Here is a 23,495-nt window from a genome sequence, read left to right on the forward strand (position 1 = left end):
TTGACTCGACTCATACATCCAGGCAGGAGGTCTTTTTTCGATGGCTTTAGGTTGGATACGTTAGGGGCGATCAAGGCAAGTAAAAGCAGCTGAGCTATGGCTAGCTCGGCTGCTCCTTACTCTTGGTTGGGCGGTCTACGTCAGAGATAAGCCTGGTCGCGGATCCTTGAGCCAATTCACCAATGGCCTGTTGTCGCTACCGTCGATCCCAAGGGATTTACGTGGTCTGTGCGGTTGTTCGTGACTGCGTCCTGGGCGACCAGGCTGATGTGAATGTTTCTGCAACCGCTGGTAATGCGCATAGTCGATCTGGCTGAGGTCGACCTTGAAACGCAGCATTTCGATGGTCTGTTGCTTGATCTCGATGCTGTAATCGTCGCCGTACTCCGCGGTAGTGGAGTCATTGCTATGCCCCGTAAGGGCCTGAATCCGCGCTTGATCGACTCCTGTCTGTCGGAGCTGATTGATGAAGGTGTGTCGTAGTGAATGGAAGCTAAGGCCATTGAGGCGCGGAAATCCGCACTGCTGTAAGTAGCCGGCCCGCTGGGGATCGCCACAGAACCAGCGCGAAGCGATATGGCTGTGCGCTCGACGGGTATCGGCACGCATTTCCGGAAACAGTAGCTCTTTGCTGGATTTCGCAGCGGCACGTCGCTGTGCGACGAAATCGAGAAAGCCTTTCTCCAGCAGCACGGAATGCAGTGGGATATCGCGAGCACTGCTGCTATTTTTCAGCAGCTTGTGAGGATGGTTCAGGTTGTGGCTAATCACCCAGACACCGCAAGGTGTCTGGTGGATATCCTCGATTGTCAGTTGGCACAGCTCATTCAATCGAGACCCGGTGAACAGGCCCAACAGCGGCAGCCAGAATTTGAAGTCATCCATGCGCCAGCGCGGTACTTTCGGGCAGACGTACACCGGTCCGTTGAGCAGTTGTTCAAGCTCTTGCGGAGTGTACGCACGCCGTACTCGAGCGCTACGCTTGCGGGCCTTCTCCTTGAGCCGGACGGGGCCGGCAATGTCGCGGGCGATCCATTCGTTCTCGTAGGCGAAGCGAAACATGGCTCGGGCCAGGTCGAAGTATTTCTTCGCGGTCTTGGGATGCACGACTTCGTATCCACCTTGCTCGATCAGGACATGGATAGGCGTGTCATTGAGTTCGCGAATCTGGCGCCGATTTCGGGGATACATCATCAGCGCCGTGCGGAGGTTACGAAAGTCCTCCGTCGTTACTGACTGGATCGGGCGCAAAGGGCCCAGCAGCTCGCAGGCGGCTTCGAGCCTTGCGCAGTTCAGAAAGCGCGTTCCCTGATGCGACCATTGCCCGGTCAGCTCTTGGTCACGGCGGTAGCGCTCCATCAATTGCTGAATGGTCATACGGGCATCGGGTGATTGCTCGTGTTGAGGCACCAGGCCTCCAGCGAACAGTGCGCCGAGTGGGTTTGCCGGCGCCGAGTCCAGGTGAGAACTCGGTATGGCCCAGTTTTCGTTGTGATCCGGAGTTGGTGCTGTCGGTGGCGTTTGTCCCGGTGGGATTGGCATATCGCTGTCAGGGCGCAGTCGCGCACGTATGGCCTCGACATGAATGCGCAGTTCGTTGAGTGTGGGGATGCCACTGCCAAACTGCTGGCCCTGAAGAACCAGCCCTGACAGCCAGTCGAAGCGTTCCAGTACAAAGCCCGACTTGAGCACGGCTTCATGCAGGTCGTGGGTGTGCAGGTCGAACGTCAGCCGAGCGGGAAGCTGGGGATAGTTGCTGTGCAGCAGCGCCGGCATGTCGACATCAAGCAGATGGGGTGAGCCGATCGCGGGGTGCAGGCAGTGGGCCGGATTGCTGGCGCCTGCCGGGCTATCGAGTTTGCGCAGGAACTCGTGGTCGCGCTCACGCAGGTCCGTAGGGCGCAGTGCCAGCCAACGGGGGTTATGCCGGAAATGCAGGCCGTGCTCAGGCAGGAGGTAGCGACGCAGCGCTTCCAGTTGGAAGCTGGCGTGATAGAGCGGAAACCATTCGCCGCGCTGTAGGTGCTGTTCCAGTAGTTCCTTCAACTCAGCCATGCCCTGCAGAATGAATTGGGCACGTTGCTGTGCTTCTGCCGAATCCAGTGTGTGCAGCTCGAATACCTGGGTTTTCAGCATCAGGGGATAGGCAGCACCCAGGAGGTCGGGGAGCGGCACTTGCAGGGTGAATTGCCGTGCTTCGCGCAGCATGAAGGTGGGCATGTGGCGCAGTTGCTCGTAGCGCTGGCGGCCAATGGTCAGGGTGAGATCCTGCACCGGGCAAGCAATTTGCGAGCTGTGCGGCGGCGCTGCTTTACGCGGAGCTGTCTGCGGGCCGAGCGGGCGGATGGACGTCCGAATGGCGGCCAATTCGTGCTGCAGGCCTTCACCCGTCTTGATTTCGCCAAGGCGAAAGCGGAGTTGGCGGATACGTTCGGCCAGTTCCAGGGCCAGTTCACGGGCGTCTTCGACGGACATGCCATCGAGCGGCCAGCGAATTTCGCGAGGGACGTATGGGAAGCGCTGCTGAAGCAGGCGAGGGAGGATCAGCCGGAAAACCAGCTGGTCGTTGCTGTCGCGGTACAGGTAATGAGCTAGGTGTTGCATGGGGTTCAACCTCGTCGTCAGTGGAAATTTCTGAGAAATTTCCAGACTCGGTTTGAACCTCATTTCGATTAAGTCTTTAAAATCAAAGACTTAGCTTCATGATTGGTGGAGCCGGGGGGATTTGAACCCCCGTCCGCCAGCTCTCCGCTATTGGTTCTACATGCTTAGCCATCTCTACTGAGTTAACTCCGCGCCGCCCGAGTGGCAGGGTGCTTGGAGCGAGCTGCATGAGTTTTAGCCGTTACGTCTGCAGCGAACTTGGCGGCGATCCTGTTCTATATGACTGACCAGATCTTCGGGTTTACAGGCATCCCCTAGGGTCAGCTGGCGCCCTTAGGCGGCCAGAGCGTAGTTGTCGTCGTTGGCAACTATCAAATTGTGGCAGCGGATTTACGAGAACTGTCACCTACTCGGCATGCCCCTCAAGTTTCGCTACCGGCGTCGAATCCTAATCGGCCCCAAAACTTTCGTGGTTACATCTAGGACGCGGAGTGTACGGGAAAGGTTCCTCTGCGTCGACTGCGGATTCGACGCCGTGAGGCTATGATAGCGGCCCGCGTCTGCACATCTGTCTCAAGGAGCTGCAATGCCGAGTTCCAGCCGCCAACCTCTGCGTCAGTGGATCTGGCGGGCTTTTGTACAAAGCGCGCTGATTCCTTTGGTTCTGGTGGAGTCGGTGCTGATTGCGGTGTATTTGCTGAGCAATCAGGCTATTCGCGATGCCCAAGTGGAGCATCTGCAAGAGGCAGCGGTCAAGGATCTGGCAAGCGCAGCACGGCGCGAGGGGCAGATTATCGATGGGCGACTGCGCTCTATCGAATCGTTGTTGCAGGTGTACCGCGATGCCACGCATGACGCTTTGCTCGACATCCGTTTCAAGGCTGATGACATCGAGGCCCAGCGCCATGCGCTGACTGCGTCTGGGGTTTTCTATACCCGCAGTGACGATGGGCGTGCCGCGTCCTTTTATGCCAGCAGCACGCCGCTGGCGCAGCAGGATCACGCCAAGGTCATGCGCTTGTCGCAAGTCGATCCGTTGATGCGTTCGATTCGGCAGGCCAATCCGCTGGTCGCGGCGCTGTATTTCAACAGCTGGGACAGCTACAACCGCATCTATCCCTGGTTCGATACGCCGGCACAGTATCCCCACGATATGGTGATACCGGATTACAACTTCTATTACCTCGCAGATGCCAAGCACAACCCCGAGCGCAATGAGGTATGGACCGAGGTCTATCTGGATCCGGCGGGGCAGGGGTGGATGATGTCGGCCATTGCTCCGGTCTATCGCGAGGATTTTCTCGAAGGCGTAGTGGGTTTGGATGTCACGGTTGGACAGATGCTGGGCGAGATTGCCGAGCTCAATGTGCCGTGGCAGGGCTACGCGATGTTGGTCAGTCGCGATCACAACATCATGGCGCTGCCCAAAGCCGGTGAGCTGGACTTCGGTTTGCGCGAGCTGACCCAGTATTCCTACGAGGAAGCGGTGCGTCGCGAAGTACTCAAGCCTGAAGACTTCAGTCTCGCCAAGCGCGACGGTATGGCGCCGTTGCTGACTGCCATGAGCGAAGGCAATGCCAGCGTCCAGGAAGTGATTTTGGGTGGCCGCAAGCAACTGGTGGCCTGGAGCGAGATTCCACAAACCGGCTGGCGGTTGCTTCTGGTGGTGGATGAAGAGCAGATCTTCCATGAGACCAACCAGTTGGCCGAGCGCTATATGCAGATCGGTTACCTGATGATTGCGGGGCTGCTGGCTTTCTATCTGTTGTTCTTCGCCGTGATGTGGTCGCGTTCGCGGAAGCTGAGCGACCAGTTGTCGAACCCTATCTCCGGCATTGTCGATATGGCCACGAGCCTCGGTCAGGGCAACTACCTGCCAGCGGCACCGGCTAGCCATATTGCGGAGATTGGTGATCTGGCCGAGGCGGTACAGCAGGCAGGCAAACAGCTGCACGCCAGTGAGCTGGAGCGTCTGCAGACGCATAGCATCCTGCAACTGGTGCTGGAGAGCACCACCGAAAGCCTCTGGCAGATCGACACGACCAGCCTGACCATCGAACTCAGCGAGCGTTTCGTACGGCGCTTCGGTCTTGGGGCTTCGCTGTTGACGCTCAGCGAGTTCAACCAGCGTGTACATCCGGATGACCTGGAGCGCCTGCGTCATTTACGCAAGCTGTTCGCCGATAGTGGCGAGGAATACTTCGATGCGGAGTATCGCTACCTCGACTGCCATGGCGATTACCTCTGGCTGCTCAGCCGTGGCAAGGTCCTGGCGCGGGACGAGAACGGCTGGCCGCTGCGTATCGCGGGGACGCACGTGGATATCACCCGGCTCAAGCAGGTCGAGGAGGAACTGCGTCACGCGAGCCTTGAGGCACATGCGGCGAGCCAGGCCAAGAGCCGTTTCCTGTCGAGCATGAGCCATGAGCTGCGTACGCCACTCAATGCCATACATGGTTTCGCCCAACTGATCGAGATGGAGGTGCAGGACAAGCCGGACGCCAAGCTGGAGACCGATTACTCACGTGAAATAGTCAGTGCCAGCCGCCATCTCACTTCGCTGGTCGATGACATCCTCGACCTGTCCAGTATCGAGAGTCGACGTCAGCAGTTGCAGCTTCAGGCCATCGACATCGGTACGCTGCTCAGTGGCTGTGCCGAGTTGATTCAGCCAGAGGTGCAGCAGAAACAGCTGCACCTGCAGGTCATGGAGCCGGCTGATCTGCAGCTCTTCGTGCAGGGCGATCCGCGGCGGGTGCGGCAGATTCTGCTCAACCTGCTCTCCAATGCGATCAAGTACAACAGCCCGCGCGGGATGATTCGCATGGGGTACGAGGTGCGAACTGACTGCATACGGCTTTGGGTAGACGACACTGGATCGGGGCTGTCGAGAGAACAGCAGGCGCTGTTGTTCCAGCCGTTCCAGCGTCTGGGACGTGAGAGCTCCAACATTCCCGGTACTGGCATCGGCCTGGTGCTTTGCCGGGAACTGGCCACGTTGATGAACGGTGCGATCGGTCTACGCAGCGAGCCAGGTGTAGGGAGTCGTTTCTGGCTCGACTTACCCAGCGCTGCGAGTCCGGAGGCTGACGGCAACCGTGCGGACAATATCCGGACGCACAGCGTGCGGAGCCTGGTTCAGGTGCTGTGTATCGAAGATTACCCAGCCTGCATGAAGATGCTGCAGGCCTCTCTCAAGGAGTTCGCAGAAGTTCGGGGTGTCAGCACATGCCAGAGCGCGTTGGCCGATTTAGAGCTGGGCGAGCCGGCATTGGTACTGCTGGACATCGATCTGACCGACGGTAACGGGTTACGGGTGCTTGATGCGATGCGTGCCGAGCCACGCCTGCGTAATGTGCCAGTGCTGGTGATCAGCGCGGTGGCCGATGAGCGTCTGTTCGAGGACGCCAGGGCACGCGGTGCGACCGTCTGTCTGAGCAAACCGGTTGATCTCCAGGCGCTGCGACAGTTGGCGTTGAGCTTGCTGTACAGCGGCTTCTAGCAAGCTCTTTCACGCGCCCATGGCATGGTCATTCGCTAGCGGACAGCAGATCCAGCGCTTCGCCCAGCACCTTGACCGATTCGGCATGATCGCCAGCCTTGTGCAGGGCTTCACCCTCTGCACGCAGCTCCTGCACCTTGGCCAGCACCTCGGGATCGCTGGGGGGATCGCTTTGTAGTTGGGCATCGATCTTGGCCATATCCTGCGGGCAGTGCATGGCCCAGAGCGGCAGGCTGATCAGTGTGGCGGCGAGAAACATGAGCGTGCGACGCATGGCGGTTCTCCTGAAGCGGGTGATGGGAACCTCAGTATAGAAGCCCGCCATCTGCTTGCTGGCTCAGTAGTGATACCAGCGCAGCTCCAGCTTCACCTCGTTGACCGGGCTGGCGAGCTGGCTGAATTCGCGCTGGGCGCCGAGGCGCAGGCCGAGGTTGCGGGAGATTTCCCACTGTTGGTTGAGTGACAGGCGCCGGCGCACTTCGCCGTTGTGGAAGTAGTCGCCGGCCGCCTCCACTGTCAGGTTGCCCAGCGGGTTGCGCCAGAGCAGGCCGGCGTTGAAGCCCAGCGCCGGGCTGAGCGCGGCGGTGAAGTCTTCGTTGTATTCCAGGCGCGCGGTGCCGAGGGCGAAGCCGAGCAGGTTGCCCTGCAATTGCCAGCTGGCGCCTGCACCACCGCTGAGGTGGGCCACCAGCGGCGTGTCGCCGTCTTCACCGAGCACCCGCTCCAGCCCGCCGCCGACCTGCCAGGACAGCGGTTGCAGCAGGGCGTTGCGCGGCGTCAGCGAGCGGATGTTGGCCAGGTCCAGGCGCTGCAATTGCCAGTGGTTGTGCTCGTACTGGCGTAGCTTGAGCTGGAATATCTCGATCTGCGCACCGAGCGGGAAACCGTCGAGGTTGTCGTTGAGGTCGTGGTAGGCCATGCGCAGGCCGTACTCGGCGAAGGCGCGATCGTCACGGCTGCCGCCGGCCAGTTGCCAAGTGCGTGACTCGTGGCCGTCCTCGGGCAGCGGCGGGCGCTCGATGTCCAGCGGCGGCGGCGGATTGCGGCTGATGGCGCCGAGCAACTGGAAACTGCGCTGGGCGTTGCTGCTGCGCGCTTCGTCGTTGGCATGGTAGCGCACCAGGCGGAAGGCGGCATCCTGCATCAAGGCGCGGCGCTCGGCGGGCAGGGCGGTGAAGGCGGCGTCAGTCAGTTGTGCTGGATCCTGGCTGAGGCGAAGTACCCAGGCCTGCTCGTCGGCGTCCAGCGGGGCGGCACGCTCTAGCAGCTCGCGCTCACGCGAAGGGCGATAGTCGATGCGCTCCACCAGCCCGGCGTCCTTGACGGCGCGCACGGTGTCGGTGGGGATGGCGGTGAGCGGAAAGTGCTCGGTTAGTTCGATGCCGGGGCGGGCGATTTCCAGCAGCTCGAGCAGGCGGTAGGAGCAGTTTTCGTCGAAGAAGAAATAGTCGAAGCGGATCTGCTTGAGTTCCCAGACGTGCTCGACCATGCGCGTGGTTTCTTCTGCCGTGAGGTTCAGGCGGTACTCCCACAGGTCGCGGTTTTCCAGACGGTTGTACTCGCTGAGCTTGTCGCGGTACGGCACCAGGGCGAACAGCCCCGGATAGCCGCCCATCAGCCCGCGCCAGGCGTAGAGGATGCTGTTGTCGTCTCCTTCGATAAAGGCGCCGAAGTTCAGCGCATAGCTGAGCAGGGCGGTGTTGTGGCTGTCGACGTCAGCCTGGTCGATGCGCAGCAGGGTGTGGCCGAACATCGACGACGGGCTGTTCAGGTAGGCGGCGGGGAACACCAGCACGGTACTGTGCGGGTTGATGTCGGCGAGCCAGCGGCGGTACTCGGCGCAGTCCGGTCGGGGCAGGTCATCGAGTTGCAATTGTGCCTTGAGCCAGCGCGTGCGCGCGGGGTAGACGCACTGCGGGTGGCGGTCGCCCAGCTCTGCGGGTTGGTACAGCGCTTTCAGTGTCGCCTGGAGTTCCGCAGCTGGATCGCTCGCGCCATCTTCTGCGAGAAAAAAGTCGTCATCGTCGATGTAACTGCGCCAGCCGCCAAGCTTGCCGGTTTCGTAGTGGCCCAGGGCGATCCAGTAGGGATCGGCCGCCAGCTGCGTCAGGCGGGCGGGGCTGGCGGCCTGCACGAGCGGGCTGAGGCCGAAGGCGAGGAGAACGAACAGGATCTTCACGAGAGTACGTCTTCTGCGGGCGAATGGCCGAGCGTTGGCCGGCGCCGCTGTGGCTGTCAAGGCAGCACAGGATGAGCATTTCGGCAACTATTGATCGATGTCAGGGTTTACTGGCGCTATCGGCGCACACTGCTGTCTGGTCTGCTGACGCCTTGCTTGTTGTTGCGCAAGATATTCAGCGGGGTTTGCTTGCTACTCAGGAGAGTCGCCATGAGCCATCATCAAGCCCTCGATGCGCTGGCCCGGGAGTACCGCGAACGTGCCGTTGCCATCCGCCGTGATCTGAGCCGTCAGCATGAGCAGGATTCAGCCGAACAGGCGCAACAGCGACAGAACGACGAGGTCCTGGAGGCCCTGCTGGCCGAAGCGGAAATCGCTTTGCAGCTGGTCAATCATGCCCAGCAACGCCTGGCCGAAGGCCGCTACGGGATTTGTCTGCGTTGCGGCGGCGCGATTGCCGAATCGCGGCTGAGCGCATTGCCGGCAGCGGAATATTGTCTGGGTTGTGTGACTGAGATGACCAGTAACTGCTGAGGTTTTGCCAAGGCAGGATTGCAGTGGCTGGGATGAAAGGATAAATTGAGAACTATTATCAATTAATCTTTCATCGTCTCATGTCCCGCAACGCTTCGGGTGATAGCCCGACCCTCGATCAGCTCTATCGTGAACACCGCTCCTGGCTGCATGGCTGGATCAGCCGGCGGGTGGGCTGCCGTGACAACGCCGCCGACCTGGCCCAGGACGTGTTCGTGCGCCTGTTACGCAGTGGCAAGCCCAGCGGCTTGCTGCTCAACCCGCGCGCTTATCTGGGCAGTGTTGCCCGCGGTCTGATGATTGATCAGTACCGCCGGCGGGCGCTGGAACAGGCCTATCTGGAGAGCATCAGTCACTTCGACGAAGCGCAGGTGCCGTCCGAGGAAGAGCGCCTGCTGCTGCTTGAAACCCTGGAGCAGCTCGGCCGCGTGCTCGATGGCCTCAAGCCGCGGGTGCGTCAGGTATTCCTGCTGGCGCAACTCGATGGTCTGACCTGCCCGCAGATTGCCGAGCGCGTTGGCATGTCGCGGGCCACCGTCGAACGTGACCTGGCCAAGGCACTGCTGGCTTGCTATCGGAGCTGCCATGAGCCGCTCTGAAGATCTGGTCGAGCAGGGCGTCGCCTGGTTGGTGCAGTTGCAGTACAACCAGCCCGATGCGCACACCGTCGAGCGTTTCGAGCGCTGGTTGGCGACTTCGCCCGAGCATGAGCAGGCCTGGCAGAGGGTCAACCAGGCCAGCGAGCGCTTTGCCAACCTGCCGCCGGCGCTGAGTCGCAGTACCCTGCAGGGCGCCAGCCGGCGTATTAACCGGCGCCAGGGTCTGAAATTGCTTGGTTTGTGTGTCGGCGTCGGAGTACTCGGCCTGGCAGGCTCACGCACGCAAGCCTTGCCGGGGCTGATGGCCGACTATCGCAGCGGCGTTGGCGAACGTCGCCAGCTGGCGCTGGGTGACGACTTGCAAGTGCAACTGAACAGCGCCACCGCACTGGATATCGATGTACCGCAGCGGCGAATGCATTTGCACTACGGCGAACTGCTCGCCGAAACCCGCCGCCAGCCGCTGCAACTGCGCGCGCGCGATGGTTCGCTGCAGGCACTGGGGCGCTTCCTGCTGCGTCAGAACGAAGCCGGCGGCAGCCTGCTGGCGGTGCAGGAGGGGCAGGTGGCGCTCACCGTGGCCGGAGCCTCGGCCAGTGTCGCGGCGGGGCAGCGGGTGCAGTTCGACGGCCTGGCCATTCGCCCGGCCAGTGACAGCGGGCTCGATCCTTGGGGCTGGAGCGACGGCGTGCTCAGTGCCCGTGGCATGCCGCTGCGGGCCTTCCTCGCCGAGCTGTCGCGCTACCGCCACGGCCTGCTGTACTGCCGTGACGAGGTGGCGCAGCTGAAGGTTTCCGGCACCTTCCAGCTCGGCGACACCGACCGTGTGCTGGCGCTGCTCGCCGGTACCCTGCCGATCCGTGTGGATTACCGCACCGGTTACTGGGTCACGGTCGGCGCCAGGGCCTGAATTGCGGCACAAAAAAATAATTGAGGTGGATTCTCATTTCGTTCGACCAGTAAGAGAAGGCCGAATACAGGCCGCTCTGCCGATCTTGATACGGAGTATGCGATGACCGCTTCAGTTTCTCCCCTGGCCCGCGCCCTGCACGCGGCCATTCTCGGCCTTGCCCTGAGTACGGCGGCCAGCTCCGCCTGGGCGGCGGATGCGCCGCCAGCCAGCGAGCAACGTCAGCACTGGCGGATCGCCGCCGGGCCGCTGGATGTGGCGCTGGATCAACTGGCGCGCCAGGCGGGCGTCAGCCTGTCCTACAGCGAAGCGGACGTGCGTGACAAACGCAGCCCGGGGATCGATGCCGAGGCCGATGTGCAACAGGCGCTCGACACACTGCTGTATGGCAGCGGTTTGCGTGGTCAGACGCAAGCACCGGGTGCCTTCGTGCTGGTGCCGCAAGGCGACAGCAGCGATGCCCTGGATCTTGGCGCGAGCAGCGTGATCGGCAGCCGGCTCGGCGGCGTCACCGAGGGCAGCGGCTCTTACACCACCGGCAGCGTCAGCATCGGCAAGGCGCCGCAGTCGCTGCGCCGTACGCCGCAATCGGTCACGGTCCTGACCGAGCAGCGCATGCAGGATCAGAACATCACCAATCTCAAGCAGATGCTGCAGCAAACGCCGGGTGTGGTGGTGGACCAGACCGACAGCGAACGGGTCAACTATTACTCGCGCGGTTATCAGATCGATGCCTTGCAGTTCGATGGCTCGACAATCAACGTCGACTGGCGCAGCGGCAACTTCATCCAGCCGGATGTAGCCACTCTTGATCACGTCGAGGTACTACGAGGCGCCAGCGGCATGTTGCGCGGCTCGGGCAACCCGTCCGGTGTCGTCAACATGGTGCGCAAGCGGCCGACGCGCGAGTTCCAGGGCTCGGCCAGTTACACCCTTGGATCATGGGATGCCAATCGTTATGTGATGGATCTGTCCGGCCCGCTGACCGAAGGCGGCAATATCCGTGGACGAGTGATTGCCGTGCACGATGACAAGGATTTCTTCCAGGACACCCGCATGGAGCGCAAGAACGTGCTCTATACGGTGCTGGCTGCTGACTTGAGTGATCGCACCACAGTAACTGGCGGCCTGGAGTACAGCGAAATCGAGGCCACGGGGGCATGGGGCGGGCTGGTTCCCGACTTCGATGGCTCACCGTTGCCATTTTCCCGTTCGACATTCCTGGGCGCCAACTGGGCTCGTTGGGACCGCACCAACACTCATGCATTCGCCGAGCTGGAGCATGCCTTCGACAATGGTTGGAACCTCAAGCTGAACGCCAACCGCAGCCGTCTGGCTTACAAGGATCACGGCTTCCAGCAGACCTCGCTGGCCAGGACCTCGGGTACCACCAATCCCTATCTGTGGGATGTGAACTACAACTTCAACGACGGCGGTGGGCGGACCAACTACAGCAATGTCGGTGCCGTTCTGGATGGCCCGTTCGAGCTGTTGGGGCGTGAGCATCGCCTCACCGTGGGCGCCGAGTGGAACGAGGCAGACGCGATCGGCGTCGAGTCGGTGTGGGGCTATAACGCTCGCGGCGTGGACGTGCGCAATTGGGATCCTTCGAACGTGAACAAGGAGCGTATTGCGCCCCAGGCCAACCCGCAGACACACACCATCACCACCCAGAAGGCCGCATACGCCAGCCTGAACCTGTCGCTGGCCGACCCGCTGACCGCCATCATCGGTGCGCGCCTGAACTGGTACGACTTCGAGAATCTCACCAGCACCACCGGAGATTACAAGGTCACCCGTGAGGTCGTTCCCTACGCGGCGTTGATCTACGACCTGACCGACAACATCAGTGCCTATACCAGCTACACCGAGATCTTCGCCCCGCAGGCCGTGTTCGATGCCGCCGGTTCGGTACTTGAGCCGATGACGGGCGAGGTGTATGAGCTAGGTCTCAAGGGCGAGTTCTACGAGGGGCGCCTCAACAGTTCCGTTGCCGTGTTCCGTACCAATCTGATCGGCAGGGCGCTGGACGATCCATCCATCACCAATGGTGTGCAGCAATGTCTGCCGTACTACCCGACCGGCTACTGCAAGACGGCTGCCGGCAAGAGCCGCAGCGAAGGCGTCGAACTGGAAATATCGGGTGAGGTGCTGCCGGGCTGGCAGGTCGGTGGCGGCTACACCTACACCACCACCGAATACCTGAAGGACACAGCCAACAACCAGGGCAACGCGCTGCGTACTACCGATCCCAAGCATCTGCTGCGCGTGTTCACCAGCTACAAACTGCCGGGACAGTTCTCCAACTGGACAGTAGGCGGCGGGGTTCAGGCGCAAAGCGATATCTATGCCACCAACAACGCCGGTACCGCCCGTGCCGAGCAGGCCGGTTACGCGATCTACAACGCCATGCTCGCGTATCGCTTCAACGAGCATTACTCGGCGCAGTTCAACGCCAACAACCTGTTCGACAAGTACTACTACGAGAAAATCGGGATTACCGGTGCCAACTACTACTACGGCGAGCCACGCAACTTTTCTCTGACCCTGCGCGGCGAGTTCTGATCCGGCTCAGGCAGGCGTCTGGCCGATCTCCTCCTGCACCCGCCGCGCCGCCGACTCGGCGGCGTCGATATAGGGTTGCAGCACGCTGGCGGCGCCGGCACGGGTGAAGGCTTCCAGGTCGCCCTCGCGGAACGCGCTGAGGGTGACGTTGCCACGGAAGCCGCCGCTGCGTGCGGCGCGCAGGAGGATGGCGTTGACCTCGCGCTGGGGAATGGTGCTGACCAGCGCGCGCGCCTGCTGCAACGGCAGGTGGGCGATGAAGTCGGCGTCCTCGGCATCGCCGTAGCACACCTGTAGCCCGGCCAGCCGCGCGCTGGCCAGCGCCTGCGGGTCGAAGTCGACGCCGAGCACGCGCAGGCCAGCGTCCTGCAGGCGATGGCTGAGCTGGCGACCGTAGCGGCCCAGGCCGTAGACGATCACTTCCGGTTGCGCTTGCTCAGGGGCGTTGTCCTCGGCGTTCTCGCGGTGCGCCACGCGCCGCTCGAACACGCCCAGCCAGGGCGATAAACGCTCGAACAGCGGCTGCGAGTAGAGAATCATGTAAGTCGACAGGGTGATGGTGATGATCCCCACCAGGGTGGTCAGGCCCAGCGCCGCGCCGCCGACGTGGCCGAGGCTGATGCCCATGGCGACGAAGATGATGGAGAACTCGCTGATCTGCGCCACGGTCAGCCCGGCCATGAAGCTGGTGCGCTTGCGGTAGCCCATGGCGCCCATGATGGCCATGACGATCAGCGGGTTGCCGACCAGCACGAACAGCGACAGCAGCAGGGCGCTGCCGACCTGCGCATGCAGGTAGCCGAAGTCGAGCTGGATGCCCATGTGCAGGAAGAAGAACAGCAGGAGGAAGTCGCGCAGGCTGGTCAGGCGGCTGGCGATGGCTTCGCGTAGTGGCGTCGAGGCCAGGCAGAAGCCGGCGAGAAACGCCCCCAGCTCCTTGGACAGCCCCAGCGCCTCGGCGCCGCCGGCCAGCAGCGTGCCCCAGGCCACCGCCACCAGCATCAGCAGTTCCGGCGAGCGCGCCATTGGTACCAGCAGGCGTGGCAGCACATACCGGGCGATCAGATAGAGCATAACCAGGCTGGCCAGCAGGGCACCGAGCAAGGCCAGCGGCGACAGCCCGGCCGGGTTGCCGCCAGCCGGCTGCAGCAGGCTGATCACCAGCATGGCCAGTACCACGGCGATGTCCTGCACGATCAGAAAGCCCATGGCAATGCGCCCGTGCAGCGAGTCGATCTCGCCTTTGTCGGACAGCAGCTTGACGATGATGATGGTGCTGGAGAAGGTCAGCGCCACCGCCACATAGCCGGCGCTGACCCAGTCCAGGCCGAGCAGGCGGCACAGCAGCAGGCCGAACAGGATGGTGAAGGTCAGCTGGCCGAGGCCGGTGGCCAGCGCTACCGGACCGAGGGTGCGGACCAGGTGCATGTCCAGCTTCAGGCCGACCACGAACAGCAGCACGGTGATGCCGATTTCCGACAGCAGGTTGATGGAACTGTGATCGCCGGAGAGGTTCATCACCGCCGGGCCGGCGAGAATGCCGACGAAGATGTAGGCGATGATCAACGGCTGGCGCAGGCGCACGGCGAGCATGCCCAGCAACGCGGACAGGCTGAGCAGGGCGGCGATTTCCTGAAAGGCACTCATAGGCAAGCTTCCTGATGTTGGCATGACCCGTCGTTGTCGCGGGCTTGGTCTGCTGACGCTCCCTGCAGCTTATCGGCGCACGGATTTTTCACCCTGAGCTGAATCAAGCCTTGATCCTCTTCGCGCCACAGGCCCAGAATCACCCCATGTTTTGCGGAAACTTCCGCCCGCTATAAGGATCGCCAATGTCCAAGCGTAGCCTCGATGCTTTGCGCCTTGCCCCCGAATCGCTGACCCGCCCCTTCGCTCCCGAGCAGTTCAACTTCGCCAGCACCGATGATCTCGAACCTTTCCGCGGCGTGCTGGGCCAGGCCCGCGCGGTCGAGGCCTTGCAGTTCGGCGTGGCCATGCCGCGCCCGGGCTACAACGTGTTCGTCATGGGTGAGCCGGGTACCGGTCGCTTTTCCTTCGTCCAGCGCTACCTCAAGGCCGAGGCCAAGCGTATGGAGACCCCGGCTGACCGGGTTTACGTCAATCACTTCGACGAGCCGCGCGAGCCGCGCGCACTGGAGCTGCCAGCAGGCACCGCGAGCGCGTTCATCGCCGATATCAACCAGTTGGTCGACAACCTGCTGGCCACCTTCCCGGCGGTGTTCGAGACGCCGACTTACCAGCAGAAGAAGAGTGCCATCGATCGCACCTTCAACAAGCGCTATGACCAGGCGCTGGACGTGATCGAGCGTCTGGCGCTGGAGAAGGGTGTAGCCCTGTATCGCGACAGCAGCAATATTGCCTTCACCCCTATGGCTGAAGGCAAGGCACTCGACGAAGCCGAGTTCGCCCAGTTGCCGGAGGCCGACCGTGAGCGTTTCCATGCCGATATCGCCGAGCTGGAAGAACGCCTGAACGAAGAACTGGCCAGCCTGCCGCAGTGGAAGCGCGAGTCGAGCAATCTGCTGCGTCAGCTCAATGAAGAAACCATTACCGTCGCGCTGCAGCCCCTGTTGGCGCCGCTGTCGGAGAAGTACGCGGAGAACGCCGGCGTCTGTGCCTATTTGCAGGCTATGCAGGTGAACCTGCTGAAAACCGCCGTCGAGCAACTGGTCGACGTGGACAAGGCCGACCCGCAACTGCGCAAACTGCTGGAGGAAATGTACTGCCCGAGCCTGGTGGTCGGTCACCATGCCGACGGCGGGGCGCCGGTGGTATTCGAGTCGCACCCGACCTACGACAACCTGTTCGGCCGCATCGAGTACAGCTCCGACCAGGGCGCCCTGTACACCAGCTACCGGCAGTTGCGGCCGGGAGCGCTGCACCGCGCCAACGGTGGCTATCTGGTGGTCGAGGCGGAAAAACTGCTCGGCGAACCCTTCGTCTGGGAAGCCCTGAAACGTGCCCTGCATTCGCGTCAACTGAAGATGGAATCGCCACTGGGGGACCTGGGCCGGATCGCTACCGTAACCCTCAACCCGCAGGTCATCCCGCTGCGGCTCAAGGTGGTGATCATCGGGTCGCGCCAGCTCTATTACGCGCTGCAGGATGCCGATCCGGACTTCCAGGAGATGTTCCGCGTACTGGTCGACTTCGACGAGGACATTCCGCTGGCCGAAGACAGCCTGGAACAGTTCGCCCAGTTGATGAAGACGCGTACCTCGGAAGAGGGCATGGCGCCGCTGACCGGCGCCGCCGTGGCGCGTCTGGCCACTTACAGCGCGCGTCTGGCCGAGCACCAGGGGCGTTTGTCGGCGCGTATCGGCGATCTTTTCCAACTGGTCAGTGAGGCCGACTTCATTCGTCAGTTGGCCGGTGAAAGCATTACCGAGGTCGGTCATATCGAGCGTGCGCTCAAGGCCAAGGCTACCCGCACCGGGCGTGTATCGGCGCGGATCATCGACGACATGCTGGCCGGCATCATCCTCATCGACACCAGCGGCGCTGCGGTGGGCAAGTGCAACGGCCTGACCGTGCTGGAGGTCGGCGACTCCGCCTTCGGCGTGCCGGCGCGGATTTCCGCCACCGTCTACCCAGGCGGCAGCGGCATCGTCGACATCGAGCGTGAGGTCAGCCTCGGCCAGTCGATCCACTCCAAGGGGGTGATGATCCTGACCGGCTTCCTCGGCAGCCGTTACGCCCAGGAGTTCCCCCTGGAAATCTCCGCGAGCATCGCCCTGGAGCAGTCCTACGGCTACGTCGACGGCGACAGCGCCTCGCTTGGCGAGGTCTGCACGCTGATTTCGGCACTGTCGCGCACGCCGCTCAAACAGTGCTTCGCCATTACCGGTTCGATCAACCAGTTCGGTGAAGTGCAGGCGGTCGGTGGGGTCAACGAGAAGATCGAAGGCTTCTTCCGTCTCTGCGAGGCGCGCGGCCTGACGGGCGAGCAGGGGGCGATCATTCCGCATTCCAACGTCGCCAACCTGATGCTCGATGATCGCGTGCTGCAGGCCGTGCGTGCCGGCCAGTTCAACGTCTACGCCGTGCGCCATGTCGACGAGGCACTGAGCCTGCTGGTCGGCGAGCCGGCCGGACACCCAGACGAGAAAGGCCGTTTCCCCAAAGGCAGCGTCAACGCCCGGGTGGTCGAGCGTCTGCGTGATATTGCCGAAATCGGTCTGGAGGAAGAGAGCAAACCGGTCGAAGGCGACAAGGCTAAAGCCGAAGCGGCCGTCGCCAAGCCTGCCAAGGCGCCGCGCCGCAAGAAGGATGAAGGCGAGAGCCCTGCCAGCTGATCAGATCTTGCGCGATTGCCCCGGATCGCCCGGGGCAGCTGCAGTGAGGTTTTTGCTCACCCATCATGCACAGAGTTATCCACAGATTACGTGGATAACTTTGGCTTCCCACTGCAGCGGCTCGGGGTGTAGGCTGAGGCCTGGATTCTGCGAGGGTCGCCGTCATGTCGCGCAACCTCTGCCTTACCCGCCAATGCCTGGGCCTGGTGACTCGTATCGAATGCGTGATCAGGCCTATGGCAGGAAACAACGGACGCTGGATGCTCCTCTGCGCCGCCGGAATGTCGGGCGCGCAGCCTTCCGCTATCAAGGCGCAGGGCCCGTTCCACGGGCCTTTCGTCGCTGAGGACGTCCTCACTGCAATAGCCGAAAGCCTGGCTTTGCAGGGTTACGAGGAATGCGCCGAACCGCCGATCTGGCGCCTGCATCTGCAGGCCGAACTGCGGCGTGTCAACGGTGAGTGCTACAGTCACCCAGGCCCTTTCCAGTTTCATCCCGAGACCGATGGGCACAGCTGAAGGGCGCGTGCCAGAGCGTACCTTGTTGTAGCGTCGGCATAATGGCCTGAGGGTTATCCACAATCGCCGGTGCTTCTGCTGTTGTCGGCCGCTGGTTATACTCGCCGCCGTTTTTCCTTCTCTTCTGTGAGCCTTACATGGAACGCATTCTCGAAAACGCGATGTATGCCTCGCGCTGGTTGCTGGCGCCTATCTACTTCGGCCTGTCGCTCGCACTGCTGGCCCTGTCGCTGAAATTTTTCCAGGAAATCTTTCACATCCTTCCGCATGTCTTCGAGAAGAGCGAGTCGGAGCTGATTCTGGTGTTGCTGTCGCTGATCGATATGGCGCTGGTGGGTGGATTGCTGGTGATGGTCATGATCTCCGGCTATGAGAACTTCGTCTCGCAGCTGGATATCGATGAAGGCAAGGAGAAGCTCGACTGGCTCGGCAAGATGGACTCCAGTTCGCTGAAGATGAAGGTGGCTGCGTCCATCGTGGCGATTTCTTCGATTCACTTGCTGCGCATGTTCATGGACGCCCAGCAGATCGAGAACCAGAAGCTGATGTGGTACGTGATCATTCACATGACCTTCGTCGCCTCCGCCTTTGCCATGGGTTATCTGGACAAGCTGACGAAGCACGACTGAATCATCCCCCTTCCTCTGACCGCCCGTCCTTATGTGACGGGCGGTTTGCTTTCAGGCTTGAGCTTTTTCGTTGTTGTACGAAAATCTATCTTGTATAAGTTTTTGTACAATAGCAGCGTGAGGCAAGCCCGATGAAACTGCATGATTTGTCGATTCACGCCCAGGCAGGGCGCATTGCTGAACTGAGCCTGATATCCCTAGAGGGCGGTATCTACCTGCTCGAAGCGCAGATGGACGGCTGCCACCATCCGATTGTCGATGAGCGCGGCAGCACCTTGAATCTACGTTCTATAGAGCACGCGCGTGATGTATTGCAGGATCTGCCGGCGTTGCCATTTTTCCTGGTGCACAGCTCCGTACATGACGAGATGTGCGGCATGCCATCGGCTGACAACAGCCTGCGCGTGCCCATTGCCTTTCGCTCAAGCTGGTGACTGCTGCCTCGTGCCGGCCGCGACGTTGCAGGGCAGGGCCCTGGCAGTTGTGGAGATAAAGACCACCGGTGTGCATCCGGGGCGTGATGCCATCTGGGAGTTGGCGATCATTCAGGTTGATGACGGCGGTGAGGTCGAGGCTCGCTTGCATTGGCTGTTCGAACCGTCTGTCGCGCTGCCAGCGCAGATGCTCAGCCTGAGTGGCTTGCACCCTCTGGAGCTACGCGATCAACCGAAGATCGAGAGCGAAGCGCAGGCCATCGTCAGCGCCATTCGTGGCCGCGTACTGGTGGGGCATAACCTTCGTTTCGCCCTGGCTTTCCTGCGCCGCGTGTCGCCTGAGTGGAAGGCTTTGCGACCGCCTCAGCTGTGTACCTTGCGTCTGGCCAGAGCGGCGTTTCCTGAGTTGGCGAGCGCCGGCTTTGATGCGCTCTGCGCTCATTTCGGTATAGCGCGCATGTTTCGTTACCGTGCCGTACCCGATGCAGAGGCTACCTTGGCGTTGGCTGGGCAGTTGCTCGTGCGGACAGCTCCGGCAGCCCTCGACGTCCAGCTATGCAGTGCTGCGCAGCCTCCATTACTCCCCGCCGAGCGCTTGGCCCGGTTGCCGGAGCGACCGGGCGTTTACTACTTTCTGGGTGACGGTGGCGCCCATTTATACGTAGGCAAGAGCCGCAACGTGCGCCGCCGAGTGATATCTCACTTTCAGAACGATCACCGTGATCGTCGCAGCCTGCAGATGGTGCAACAGATTCGCGACGTACAGATGACGGCGACGGCGGGTGAACTGGGGGCATTGCTGCTCGAGTCGGCTGAGATAAAGCGCCTGCAACCCCTGTACAACCGCCGCTTGCGCAAACAGCGCGAGCTGCTGACCTGGGCATTGACGGGGGAGTTGGGTGATCTGCGTGTCGAGCTGGTCCAGCACCGGGCGCTGGCGCCTGGCCTCAGGCATGTCGGCTTGTTTCGCTCGCGCCATCATGCCCGCCAGTGGTTGCTAGAGCAGGTGCGGGAGCGACGTCTGTGTCTGCGTGTGCTCGGGCTGGAGGAGGGGCAAGGCGCTTGCTTCGCCTTCCAACTTGGGCGTTGTGCTGGGGCCTGCTGTGGTCAAGAGTCACGTCGGGAACACGATGCGCGGCTGCTTGCCGGTGCCGAGCGTCTGCAGACCCAGGCCTGGCCGTGGCCGGGCGCCGTTGCTCTGGTCGAGCGCGACGAACGATACGGCCTGACCCATTGGCATGTGCTCGACCAGTGGCGCCATCTCGGTACGGTCGAGCGCCGCGAATATGTCGAGCCGCTGCTGCTCAAGCGCCATGGCGGCTTTAACCTCGACACCTACCATATCCTCCTCGGCCATCTGCGCCGTCATCCGAACATGGAGATCGTGCTGCTGTGAGCGTGCGACGTCTGATCCTGATCCTTGGAGACCAGCTCACTCACGGCCTGAGAGCCCTGAGGGACATCGATCTGCAGCATGATCACGTACTGCTGGCCGAGGTGATGGAGGAGGCCAGTCATGTGCCGCACCACCCGAAGAAGATCGCCCTGATTTTCAGTGCCATGCGCCATTTTGCCGAAGCACTGCGCGAGCTAGGCATTGAGGTGCATTACGTGGCCCTGGATGATGTGGACAACAGCGGTTCGCTGCCTGCTGAACTGCTGCGCTGGACGCAACGGCTCGATCCCGCCGAAGTGCATGTGACCGAGTGTGGCGACTGGCGCCTGGAGCAGTCCCTGCGCCACTGCGGCGTGCCGATCCACTGGCATCAGGACAGCCGCTTTTTTTGCTCGCGGGAGGCCTTCGCCACCTGGGCCCAGGGGCGCAAGCAATTGCGCATGGAGTTCTTCTACCGCGAGATGCGTCGCGACAATGGCCTGTTGCTCAACCCGGACGGCACGCCGGAGGGGGGCGCCTGGAACTTCGATGCCGACAATCGCAAGGCGCTGCCCAAGGACATGCGCGCCCCAGCGCCGCTGCAGGTTGAACCGGACGCCATCACGCGTGACGTGCTGGCATTGGTCGGCAAGCGCTTCGCCACGCATTACGGGAGTCTGGAAGGTTTCGATTACCCGGTAACGGCCGAGCAGGCCGAGCGTCTCTGGCAGCATTTTCTCGGCAAGGGCCTGGCCGATTTCGGTGACTATCAAGACGCCATGGCTGATGGCGAGCCCTTTCTCTTTCATTCGCGCATCAGCGCAGCGCTGAATATCGGCCTGCTCGATCTGCGGCGGATCTGTGCCGAGGTCGAGGCGGCTTATCGCGCTGGTGACGTGCCGCTGAACGCCGCTGAAGGTTTCATCCGCCAGTTGATCGGCTGGCGTGAGTACGTACGCGGTATCTACTGGCTGCGCATGCCGGACTATGCCGAAGGCAACCGTTTCGGTAATTCACGGGCGTTGCCGGAGTTCTACTGGACCGGCAAGACGCGGATGAACTGCATGCGCCAGGCCATCGGTCAGACCCTGGAGCATGCCTACGCACATCACATTCAGCGGCTGATGGTCACCGGCAACTTCGCCCTGCTCGCGGGGATCGCGCCCAAGGCGATCTGCGACTGGTACCTGGCCGTGTACATGGACGCCTTCGATTGGGTCGAGCTGCCTAACACGCTGGGTATGGTGATGCACGCCGACGGCGGCTACCTGGGCTCAAAGCCTTATTGCGCCAGTGGCCAGTACATCAAGCGCATGTCCAATCACTGTCAGGGTTGCAGCTACAAGGTAAGCGAAAGTACCGGCGAGTCGGCCTGTCCGTTCAATGCGCTGTACTGGCATTTTCTCATGCGTCACCGCGAACCCCTGGAGCGCAACCCGCGCATCGGCATGGTCTATCGCAACCTGGCGCGTATGACCGAGGCCAAGCAGCAGGCGCTGTGGGACTGGGGCGAGCGTCTGCTGGCCAGGCTCGATGCCGGGGAGATGCTGTGAAGAAGTGCCAGTTGCCGGTGAAGACCTGTATGGTGTGTGGCCTGCCTTTCACCTGGCGCAAGAAGTGGGCGCGATGCTGGGAGGAGGTGCGCTACTGCTCCGAGCGCTGTCGGCGTTCGCGCTCGGCTGCGCTGGCGGCGCGCAGCGCTCACACCTGAAAGCGCGCCACCATCGCCTGCATGTTGACCGCCAGGTTCGACAGGGCGCGACTGGCGGTGCTGGTCTGTTCCGAGCCTGCCGAGTTCTGCAGGGACAGGTCGCGGATGTTGACCAGGTTGCGATCCACCTCACGAGCCACGTGCGCCTGTTCTTCGGTCGCGCTGGCGATCACCAGGTTGCGCTCGCTGATCTCGCCAATCGACTGGATGATCTGCTGCAGGGCGGAGCCCGCTCCCTGAGCGATATCCAGGGTCTGTTGGGCCAGACCGTTGCTAGACGCCATGGCGCGCAGCGCCTGCTCGGTGTCGCTCTGTACGGTGCTGATCATGGTTTCGATCTCGCGCGTGGACTGGCCGGTCTTGTGGGCCAGGGCTCGGACTTCGTCGGCGACCACGGCGAAGCCACGGCCCGCCTCTCCGGCCCGGGCTGCCTCGATGGCCGCGTTGAGTGCGAGCAGGTTGGTCTGATCGGCGATGCTGCGAATGACGTCCAACACCTGGCTGACGCCGCGAATCTTGCCGGCGAGCTGGTCGAAATTGCTCGAGGTGGTGTCGACGTTCGTAGCCAGTTGGTTGATCGAAGCAAGTGTCTGGGTGATGCGTTCGCTGCCCTGGCGGGCGATGCGCCCTGATTCGTTGGAGCTCTCCGAGGCGCTGGCGGCGTTGCGTGCCACCTCATCCACCGCGCTGCTCATCTCCGTCACTGCGGTAGCGGCCTGATCGATCTCCAGGCTCTGCTGGTGCAGGTTGCGCGAAGTGTCATCGGTCACCGCACTCAGTTGCTCTGCCGCTGATGCCAGCTGGTTGGAAGCATCGGCGATCTGCTCGATGGTGCTGCGTAGATTGCCCTGCATGCTCTTCAGGGCCTGCAGCAGTTTGGCTGGTTCGTCATGGCCCTGGGTGTCGAAGTTCAGGGTCAGGTTGCCGCTGGCAACCGAGCCCGCCACCTGTACGGCTTCGGCAAGCGGTTTGACGATGCTACGGGTCAGCAGCGATGCGAGAATTACCGTGGCAATTGCAGACAACAGCATGACCAGCAGGGTACCGCGCATGGCGTGGGTATAGATGCTCCGCGAGGCTTGTGCTGCGTTGGATGCGCCCTGACGGTTCAGAGCGATGAGCGCGTTGAGGGTGCTTACCATGGTATCGGCATGCTGATTGACGCCGGCTTCGAGCATGTCATGTGCAGCCTGGCTATTGCCATCGCGCAGGTGTTGAGCCATTTGCTGGCGCAGCTCCAGATAGGCCGTTTCCGCCTCCTTGAACTGTTCATATTGCGCGCGTTCTTCGGCTGAGCTGATCAGTTCTTCGTAGTGTTGTTGCACACGCTTGAGCTCACTGAGCAGCATGTCGGCCCGTTGCGTACTCTCCTGCAGTTGCCTGGCATCTTCACTCAGCACCATGCGCAGGGTCACCGCGCGCAGGCGCATGACGTCCTGAGTGACATCACTCAGTGCGTTGAGACTGGGTATCCAGTTGTCTTCGACCTCGCTGGAGCGGTCATGCATGCTGCTCATCTGCAGCAGGGCGAAACCGCCCAGGGCGAAGACCAGCAGGGCGATCAAACCAAACCCTATTGCAGCGCGTGGTGCGATGGAGATGGATCTGAAGTTCATGGC

17 protein-coding genes, 1 other RNA gene and 1 pseudogene are annotated in these 23,495 nt (G+C 62.0%); 12 read left to right on the forward strand and 7 right to left on the reverse strand.

What is annotated here, in order from left to right:
* Window positions 1-135: 135 nt before the first annotated feature.
* Together ACJRW5_RS22760 and ssrA are read right to left on the reverse strand one after the other, a co-directional pair.
* On the reverse strand, window positions 136-2,667 hold the full coding sequence (locus ACJRW5_RS22760) for a site-specific integrase (RefSeq protein WP_484572763.1): 2,532 nt from the start codon (window positions 2,665-2,667) through the stop codon (window positions 136-138).
* Between the two features lie 40 nt (window positions 2,668-2,707).
* Window positions 2,708-3,064, reverse strand: a transfer-messenger RNA (tmRNA) gene (gene ssrA, locus ACJRW5_RS22765).
* Window positions 3,065-3,190: 126 nt separating this feature from the next.
* On the opposite strand from ssrA, the gene ACJRW5_RS22770 reads away from it, so the two are divergent.
* The gene (locus ACJRW5_RS22770; protein WP_484572764.1) at window positions 3,191-6,106 is read left to right on the forward strand and encodes a hybrid sensor histidine kinase/response regulator; all 2,916 of its coding nucleotides are present in this window, start codon (window positions 3,191-3,193) and stop codon (window positions 6,104-6,106) included.
* 28 nt (window positions 6,107-6,134) lie between these two features.
* On the opposite strand, the gene ACJRW5_RS22775 is transcribed toward ACJRW5_RS22770, so the two are convergent.
* Both ACJRW5_RS22775 and ACJRW5_RS22780 read right to left on the reverse strand, forming a co-directional pair.
* Window positions 6,135-6,380 (reverse strand): hypothetical protein, encoded by a 246-nt coding sequence (locus tag ACJRW5_RS22775; protein WP_484572765.1) that lies wholly within the window; start codon window positions 6,378-6,380, stop codon window positions 6,135-6,137.
* A 63-nt stretch (window positions 6,381-6,443) separates the two neighbouring features.
* Window positions 6,444-8,285 (reverse strand): DUF7840 domain-containing protein, encoded by a 1,842-nt coding sequence (locus tag ACJRW5_RS22780; RefSeq protein WP_484572766.1) that lies wholly within the window; start codon window positions 8,283-8,285, stop codon window positions 6,444-6,446.
* A 210-nt stretch (window positions 8,286-8,495) separates the two neighbouring features.
* Here ACJRW5_RS22780 and ACJRW5_RS22785 point away from each other — a divergent pair, with 210 nt between their 5' ends.
* The 4 genes from ACJRW5_RS22785 to ACJRW5_RS22800 all read left to right on the forward strand — a co-directional run bounded on the left by ACJRW5_RS22785 (window position 8,496) and on the right by ACJRW5_RS22800 (window position 12,893).
* Entirely contained in the window at window positions 8,496-8,819 is a 324-nt protein-coding gene (locus tag ACJRW5_RS22785; RefSeq protein ID WP_484572767.1) for a TraR/DksA family transcriptional regulator, read from the forward strand.
* An 80-nt stretch (window positions 8,820-8,899) separates the two neighbouring features.
* Window positions 8,900-9,418 carry a sigma-70 family RNA polymerase sigma factor gene (locus ACJRW5_RS22790; RefSeq protein ID WP_484572768.1) on the forward strand — a complete coding sequence of 173 codons (519 nt, stop codon included), beginning with the start codon at window positions 8,900-8,902 and terminating at the stop codon, window positions 9,416-9,418.
* Window positions 9,405-10,328 carry a DUF4880 domain-containing protein gene (locus ACJRW5_RS22795; RefSeq protein WP_484572769.1) on the forward strand — a complete coding sequence of 308 codons (924 nt, stop codon included), beginning with the start codon at window positions 9,405-9,407 and terminating at the stop codon, window positions 10,326-10,328. The genes ACJRW5_RS22790 and ACJRW5_RS22795 overlap by 14 nt, the downstream gene beginning before the upstream one ends.
* A 102-nt stretch (window positions 10,329-10,430) precedes the next feature.
* Window positions 10,431-12,893, forward strand: a complete 2,463-nt coding sequence (locus ACJRW5_RS22800) for a TonB-dependent siderophore receptor (protein WP_484572770.1) — start codon at window positions 10,431-10,433, stop codon at window positions 12,891-12,893.
* Between the two features lie 6 nt (window positions 12,894-12,899).
* Here ACJRW5_RS22800 and ACJRW5_RS22805 read toward each other — a convergent pair whose 3' ends face one another.
* Window positions 12,900-14,540, reverse strand: a complete 1,641-nt coding sequence (locus tag ACJRW5_RS22805) for a cation:proton antiporter (RefSeq protein WP_484572771.1) — start codon at window positions 14,538-14,540, stop codon at window positions 12,900-12,902.
* A 185-nt stretch (window positions 14,541-14,725) separates the two neighbouring features.
* On the opposite strand from ACJRW5_RS22805, the gene ACJRW5_RS22810 reads away from it, so the two are divergent.
* From ACJRW5_RS22810 to ACJRW5_RS22840, 7 genes are all read left to right on the forward strand, one after another.
* Window positions 14,726-17,209 (forward strand): Lon protease family protein, encoded by a 2,484-nt coding sequence (locus ACJRW5_RS22810; protein ID WP_484572772.1) that lies wholly within the window; start codon window positions 14,726-14,728, stop codon window positions 17,207-17,209.
* Window positions 17,210-17,373: 164 nt separating this feature from the next.
* Entirely contained in the window at window positions 17,374-17,727 is a 354-nt protein-coding gene (locus tag ACJRW5_RS22815) for a PA4575 family protein (RefSeq protein WP_484572773.1), read from the forward strand.
* Between the two features lie 137 nt (window positions 17,728-17,864).
* The gene (locus ACJRW5_RS22820; RefSeq protein WP_484572774.1) at window positions 17,865-18,356 is read left to right on the forward strand and encodes a TIGR00645 family protein; all 492 of its coding nucleotides are present in this window, start codon (window positions 17,865-17,867) and stop codon (window positions 18,354-18,356) included.
* Window positions 18,357-18,487: 131 nt separating this feature from the next.
* Complete coding sequence (locus tag ACJRW5_RS22825; RefSeq protein WP_484572775.1) at window positions 18,488-18,790, forward strand: DUF6482 family protein; 303 nt, start codon at window positions 18,488-18,490, stop codon at window positions 18,788-18,790.
* A gap of 49 nt (window positions 18,791-18,839) precedes the next feature.
* On the forward strand, window positions 18,840-20,186 hold the full coding sequence (locus ACJRW5_RS22830; RefSeq protein ID WP_484572776.1) for an exonuclease domain-containing protein: 1,347 nt from the start codon (window positions 18,840-18,842) through the stop codon (window positions 20,184-20,186).
* Complete coding sequence (locus ACJRW5_RS22835) at window positions 20,183-21,718, forward strand: cryptochrome/photolyase family protein (RefSeq protein WP_484572777.1); 1,536 nt, start codon at window positions 20,183-20,185, stop codon at window positions 21,716-21,718. Before ACJRW5_RS22830 ends, ACJRW5_RS22835 begins: the two co-directional genes overlap by 4 nt.
* Window positions 21,715-21,876 carry a DUF2256 domain-containing protein gene (locus ACJRW5_RS22840; protein ID WP_484572778.1) on the forward strand — a complete coding sequence of 54 codons (162 nt, stop codon included), beginning with the start codon at window positions 21,715-21,717 and terminating at the stop codon, window positions 21,874-21,876. Before ACJRW5_RS22835 ends, ACJRW5_RS22840 begins: the two co-directional genes overlap by 4 nt.
* Here the strand turns inward: ACJRW5_RS22840 and ACJRW5_RS22845 are convergent.
* Together ACJRW5_RS22845 and ACJRW5_RS22850 are read right to left on the reverse strand one after the other, a co-directional pair.
* Entirely contained in the window at window positions 21,867-22,730 is an 864-nt protein-coding gene (locus ACJRW5_RS22845; RefSeq protein WP_484572820.1) for a methyl-accepting chemotaxis protein, read from the reverse strand. The genes ACJRW5_RS22840 and ACJRW5_RS22845 overlap by 10 nt on opposite strands.
* Window positions 22,725-23,492, reverse strand: a pseudogene (locus tag ACJRW5_RS22850) (MCP four helix bundle domain-containing protein); the annotation flags it as partial. The pseudogene ACJRW5_RS22850 and the gene ACJRW5_RS22845, both read right to left, overlap by 6 nt.
* Window positions 23,493-23,495 lie beyond the last annotated feature (3 nt).

Origin of the sequence: Pseudomonas pichavaramensis (assembly GCF_050473265.1) — a bacterium.
In the GTDB taxonomy this organism is placed as follows: domain Bacteria; phylum Pseudomonadota; class Gammaproteobacteria; order Pseudomonadales; family Pseudomonadaceae; genus Aquipseudomonas.

Excerpts from the sequence above, each read along its gene's own strand:
- ACJRW5_RS22820 (WP_484572774.1), top strand. The coding sequence starts at position 17,865 with ATGGAACGCATTCTCGAAAACGCGATGTATGCCTCGCGCTGGTTGCTG.
- ACJRW5_RS22825 (WP_484572775.1), top strand. The coding sequence starts at position 18,488 with ATGAAACTGCATGATTTGTCGATTCACGCCCAGGCAGGGCGCATTGCT.
- ACJRW5_RS22805 (WP_484572771.1), bottom strand. The coding sequence starts at position 14,540 with ATGAGTGCCTTTCAGGAAATCGCCGCCCTGCTCAGCCTGTCCGCGTTG.
- ACJRW5_RS22845 (WP_484572820.1), bottom strand. The coding sequence starts at position 22,730 with ATGCAGGGCAATCTACGCAGCACCATCGAGCAGATCGCCGATGCTTCC.
- ACJRW5_RS22770 (WP_484572764.1), top strand. The coding sequence starts at position 3,191 with ATGCCGAGTTCCAGCCGCCAACCTCTGCGTCAGTGGATCTGGCGGGCT.
- ACJRW5_RS22815 (WP_484572773.1), top strand. The coding sequence starts at position 17,374 with ATGTCGCGCAACCTCTGCCTTACCCGCCAATGCCTGGGCCTGGTGACT.
- ACJRW5_RS22775 (WP_484572765.1), bottom strand. The coding sequence starts at position 6,380 with ATGCGTCGCACGCTCATGTTTCTCGCCGCCACACTGATCAGCCTGCCG.
- ACJRW5_RS22810 (WP_484572772.1), top strand. The coding sequence starts at position 14,726 with ATGTCCAAGCGTAGCCTCGATGCTTTGCGCCTTGCCCCCGAATCGCTG.
- ACJRW5_RS22800 (WP_484572770.1), top strand. The coding sequence starts at position 10,431 with ATGACCGCTTCAGTTTCTCCCCTGGCCCGCGCCCTGCACGCGGCCATT.
- ACJRW5_RS22785 (WP_484572767.1), top strand. The coding sequence starts at position 8,496 with ATGAGCCATCATCAAGCCCTCGATGCGCTGGCCCGGGAGTACCGCGAA.
- ACJRW5_RS22760 (WP_484572763.1), bottom strand. The coding sequence starts at position 2,667 with ATGAGGTTCAAACCGAGTCTGGAAATTTCTCAGAAATTTCCACTGACG.
- ACJRW5_RS22795 (WP_484572769.1), top strand. The coding sequence starts at position 9,405 with ATGAGCCGCTCTGAAGATCTGGTCGAGCAGGGCGTCGCCTGGTTGGTG.
- ACJRW5_RS22790 (WP_484572768.1), top strand. The coding sequence starts at position 8,900 with ATGTCCCGCAACGCTTCGGGTGATAGCCCGACCCTCGATCAGCTCTAT.